The organism is Haloferax profundi, from assembly GCF_001469865.1.
Taxonomy (GTDB): domain Archaea; phylum Halobacteriota; class Halobacteria; order Halobacteriales; family Haloferacaceae; genus Haloferax; species Haloferax profundi.
In genome coordinates, this window is record NZ_LOPV01000398.1 from 1 (window position 1) to 4975 (window position 4975).

General features: G+C 62.9%; 1 protein-coding gene. It reads left to right on the forward strand.

Annotated elements, in window-relative coordinates; all coding sequences use genetic code 11:
- Positions 1-4975: Ig-like domain-containing protein (locus AUR66_RS13805; RefSeq protein WP_082682217.1), on the forward strand; the 4975-nt coding region annotated here is incomplete at both ends.

Genomic DNA, 4975 nt, shown 5'->3' on the forward strand with positions numbered 1-4975 from the left:
ACCCTCACGTGGAAGGTCCGACTGCAGCGACGCGGTGACTTCGTGTTCACGCTCATTCCGAACGACGCCGGCGACTCGCTGTCTCGGCACATGTACGACCGCGCCGGGAGCGTCACGGTCCACGTCGGCGACGACCGCGATGGACAGCTCCTCGACCTCGGTGGGTCACGCGACGTGTCGCCATCGGCGGATTCGTGGCCGAAGACGGGATTCGACGCCGGAAACACCGGCAACAACTCCGAAGGCGTCGCACCGACTGCGGTCGATTCGACCCCCGCGGCCTGGACAGTGAACCACTCCTCCGAGTGGACGACTGGCCCGACACTGGCCGACGACACCGTCTTCGTCGGTGGGCAAGATTCCAGCGGTGACGCCGTCTTCGCCTACGACGCCACGGACGGAACGCTTCGCTGGGAGTACCAGACGGTCAGTGAAATCGAGGTGGCACCGATTTACGCGGGTGGATATCTCTACACGGCCGACAGCAGGGGCCGTGTCTACCAGTTCGACGCCGCGACCGGAGAGCGAATCTGGACGTTCGACGCCAGAGACGACGTCGGCAGTATCGTCGTCGCCGACGGGGTCGCTTACGTCGCCGGGTCTGGCTCCCGAAATTCGAGCAACACTGGGGTCGTTCACGCCCTGAACGCGACGACTCGAGAAGTGCTCTGGTCGTTCGAGAGAGACGGCGGGTCGTACGGAACCGGCGCTCCGGCCGTGGTCGACGGAGCCGTGTACGTCAATGTCGACGACGACGCCACCTACGCGCTGGATGCGAGTACGGGAACCGAGCTGTGGCGGAGACCAATCGCTGGCTCGGGCTCGTCGCTCCACTCGCCGGTCGTCGCTGACGGCGTGGTCTACGTCGACAACGCCAGTTACGGGAGCACGAATGCGAACGTCTTCGCGCTGAACGCGACGGACGGCAGCACGCGCTGGCAGACGCCGGCGAACGTCGATGGGTACACCGGTTCGTCACCCGCGCTTGCGAACGACACCTTGTACTTCGTCGCCGACGGCGCGGTTCGAGCACTCGACGCGACGAGTGGCGACGAGCGCTGGTCCACGAGCGTCTGTACCGCCGCCGAATACTCCCCGTCGTATGCTGGCGGAGTCATCTACGTCCCGACGACGGATAGTGCAATCAGAGCCTACGACGGAACGACCGGTGACCTCGTGTGGTATTACGACGCCTACGGGGAGCAGTCGTTCTCCCCGGCCGTCGTCGGCGGTCGACTCTACACGACGGGATTAGAGAACGACGATTACACCTACTCACTCACCGCCCTCGAAGGCGGGACGACGAATCAGTCCACGTCGGCGATTCAGTTCTCGGGGCTCTCCGTCTCGAGCGCCAACGTCTCGACCGGCGAGTCGTTCACTGTGTCCGCGACAGTGGAGAACGGCGGTGATGTCGCCTGTGATTACGCCGCCGACTTCTCGGTTGACGGGAGCGTCGTCGACACGACGACCGGTACTGTCGACTCAGGGTACTACAACACGGAGACAGTCGAGTTCACGCACACTTTCTCTTCGACCGGGACGTACAACGTCACCATCGAGGAGTTACCGCCGGCCGACGTGAACGTGTCCGAACCGGTCGCAGAACCGGTCGTGTCCCCCGAGACGCGTGATTTCGGCGACGTGGATGTCGGTTCGACGACCGACCGATGGGTACAGGTCTCGAACGAGGGGACCGACACGATGTACGTCCTCGATTACGGTCTCAGCGGCGCAGACGTCGGTGAGTACTCCATCCTCAGCGTCTCACAGACGACCGTCTATCCCGGTGATGCGGCGACTATCTGGCTTCGGTTCGCCCCTTCGACGACGGGCACCCGAACCGCGAACCTCGACGTCGTAACGTTCGAAGGAACGGTTACAGCGAACCTGACCGGAACCGGCATCGGGCCTGCGGAAGTCGACGTCACGCCGACCGCCTACGACTTCGGTAGCGTGGACGTCGGAAACACCACGACGACGAACGTCACCGTCTCGAACGTCGGTGGGTTGGAGCTGTCGCTCGACGGCGCAACCGTGACTGGAACCGACATTGATGTGTTCCAAATTACCGATGGTGCAGGTCCTGCGGCGATTCCCGCCGGGTCTTCACACAACGTGACCGTCGAGTTCGCACCGACCGTAACCGGGGCCGCCACTGCGACGCTCGAACTGGCGACGAACGATTCAGACGAAGCGACGGTGACTGTCGGCCTCTCTGGAAACGGAACCTACACCGAACCGAACGACGCACCAGTCGCTGCCGCAGACCGGTATACCGTGGTCGAAGGCGACACGCTCTCGGTCGGCCCACCGGGCGTCCTCGAGAACGACGAGGACCCGGACAACGACAGTATCTCTGCGACCCACCACGGAACCCCCGACAACGGCTCGTTGACGTTCGTCTCCGACGGGAGTTTCACCTACACTCCCGACTCGGGCTTCACGGGGACCGATTCGTTCGCCTACCGCATTCGAGATTCGGAAGGAACGTACTCGTCGTTCGTCACCGTCACCGTCGACGTGCTGCCGGACCCGAACCGGAAACCGGAGGCTGTCGGGGACTCCTACGCTGTCCACGCAGGTGAGTGGCTAAATGTGAGCGCGCCCGGTCGCCTCGCGAACGACCGAGACCCGGACGGCGACGACTTCAGCGCCAGCCATCACGGCGACCCGAGTCACGGCACGCTTAAATTGTCTTCTCAGGATGGGAGTTTCAACTACACACCCGACTCGGGCTTCACGGGGACGGACTCGTACGTCTACCGGGTGCAGGACGAACACGGCGAGTACTCCGAGTTCGCCACGGTGACTATCGAAGTCCTTCCCGCGAGAAATCGCGACCCAACTGCTGTCGACGACAGCTACACGGTTTCGCAGGGTGAGTGGCTGAACGTGAGTGCGCCCGGTCGACTCGCGAACGATTACGACGTGGACAACGACTCGTTCAGTGCCTCTCACCACGGCACCCCCGACCACGGGACGCTGGTTCGGTCTTCTCAAGACGGCAGTCTCAACTACACGCCGGACGCCGGTTTCACGGGAACAGACTCGTACGTCTACCGGGTCCAAGACGAGCACGGTGCGTACTCCCGATTCGCTACGGTGACTATCGAAGTCGTTCCGGACAACAGGGAACCGACGGTCGTCGAAGACCACTACGCGACCCTCGCAGACGAGTGGTTGAACGTGAGCGCACCCGGCCGACTCGCGAACGACTACGACCTCGACGGCGACTCGTTCAGTGCGTCTCACCACGGAGACACCACGAACGGAACACTCGACCGTTCTTCTCAGGACGGAAGCTTCGAGTACCTCCCAGACTCGGGCTTCACGGGCACAGACTCGTACGTCTACCGCGTTCGGGACGACCGGGGCGAGTACTCCGCGTTCGGGAGCGTCACTATCGACGTGGTCGACCCGACGAGAACAGACCCGGTCGCGGTGCCTGACCACTACACGGTGTCCGAAGGGGAGTGGTTGAACGTGAGCGGACCGGGAACGCTCGCAAACGACCTCGACCCGAACGGTGATAGCTTCACTGCGCCGCACCACGGAACTCCTTCGAATGGGACACTCCACCGGTTCTACGGAAGCGGCGGCTTCCAGTACAAGCCAGGCGATGGGTTCACCGGAACCGACTCCTTCGTGTACCGAGTCGAGGACGACACCGGTGGATTCTCGAACTACACCACCGTCACCATCGAGGTTCTTCCGGACCCGAACACGACGGCGAATCGCGCTCCGACCGTCGTCGACGACACCTACACAGTGTACCAGGGACAGTGGCTGAACGTGAGCGGACCTGGTCGGCTCGCGAACGACTACGACGTCGACGGTGACTCGTTCAGTGCGTCTCACCACGGCAGCCCCGCCCACGGGACGCTGGAGCGCTCCTCCCAGGATGGGAGCTTCAGATACAAGCCGGACTCGGGATTCACGGGAACAGACTCGTACGTCTACCGCGTCCGGGACGAACACGGTGAGCACTCCGCGTTCGGAACGGTGAGCATCGAAGTCGTTCCCGACCCGAACAGACGGCCAGATGCTGTCGACGACCACTACTCGGTCTACGCAGGTGAGTGGCTGAACGTGAGTACACCGGGACGGCTCGCGAACGACCGCGACCGAGACGGAGACTCGTTCAGCGCAAGTCATCACGGAAGCCCCGACCACGGGACACTGGAGCGCTCCTCTCAGGATGGGAGCTTCAGATACAAGCCGGACTCGGGATTCACGGGAACGGACTCGTACGCCTACCGAATTCAGGATGAACACGGCGAGTATTCGACCTTCGCGATGGTCACCATCGACGTGCTCCCGAACCCGAACCGCGCACCGACCGCAGTCGCCGACAGTTACGTCGTTCGGCAAGGAGAGACGCTCTCGGTGCCTGCTCCGGGGCGACTTTCGAACGATTACGACGCCGACAACGACTCGTTCGACGCCTCCCACCACGGAACCCCGGATAACGGTACGCTACAGTGGTCTTCGCAGGACGGAAGTCTCACGTACATTCCCGACCCCGGATTCACTGGCGTCGATAGCTACGCCTACCGGATTCGAGACGAACACGGTGCGTATTCGTCGTTCGCACAGGTGTCCATCACCGTCGTCGACGCCTCGTCGTCTGGATTCGCCGACATCTCGGTCGCAAGAGACAGCGTCGACTTCGGAACGGTCTCCGCGGGAACCAACACCACCGAGACGATTACCGTTGCAAACATCGGCGACCAGAATCTGACGTTCTCCGAAGCGACAATCACTGGACCGACTGGTACGTTCCTCGGAGGGACCACGGACGGGTCGGAGTTCACAACCACCGAGACGTCGCTCTCGAAACCGAGTGCCGTTCCGTTCGACGTGACCGATGGGAACGAGTCGGTCGTGCTTGGCTTCGGCGGGACGCACGCGGTTAGAGTCGAATACGAACCAAACACGACGGGCACGGCAAACGCGACGCTCGTCTTGCGGT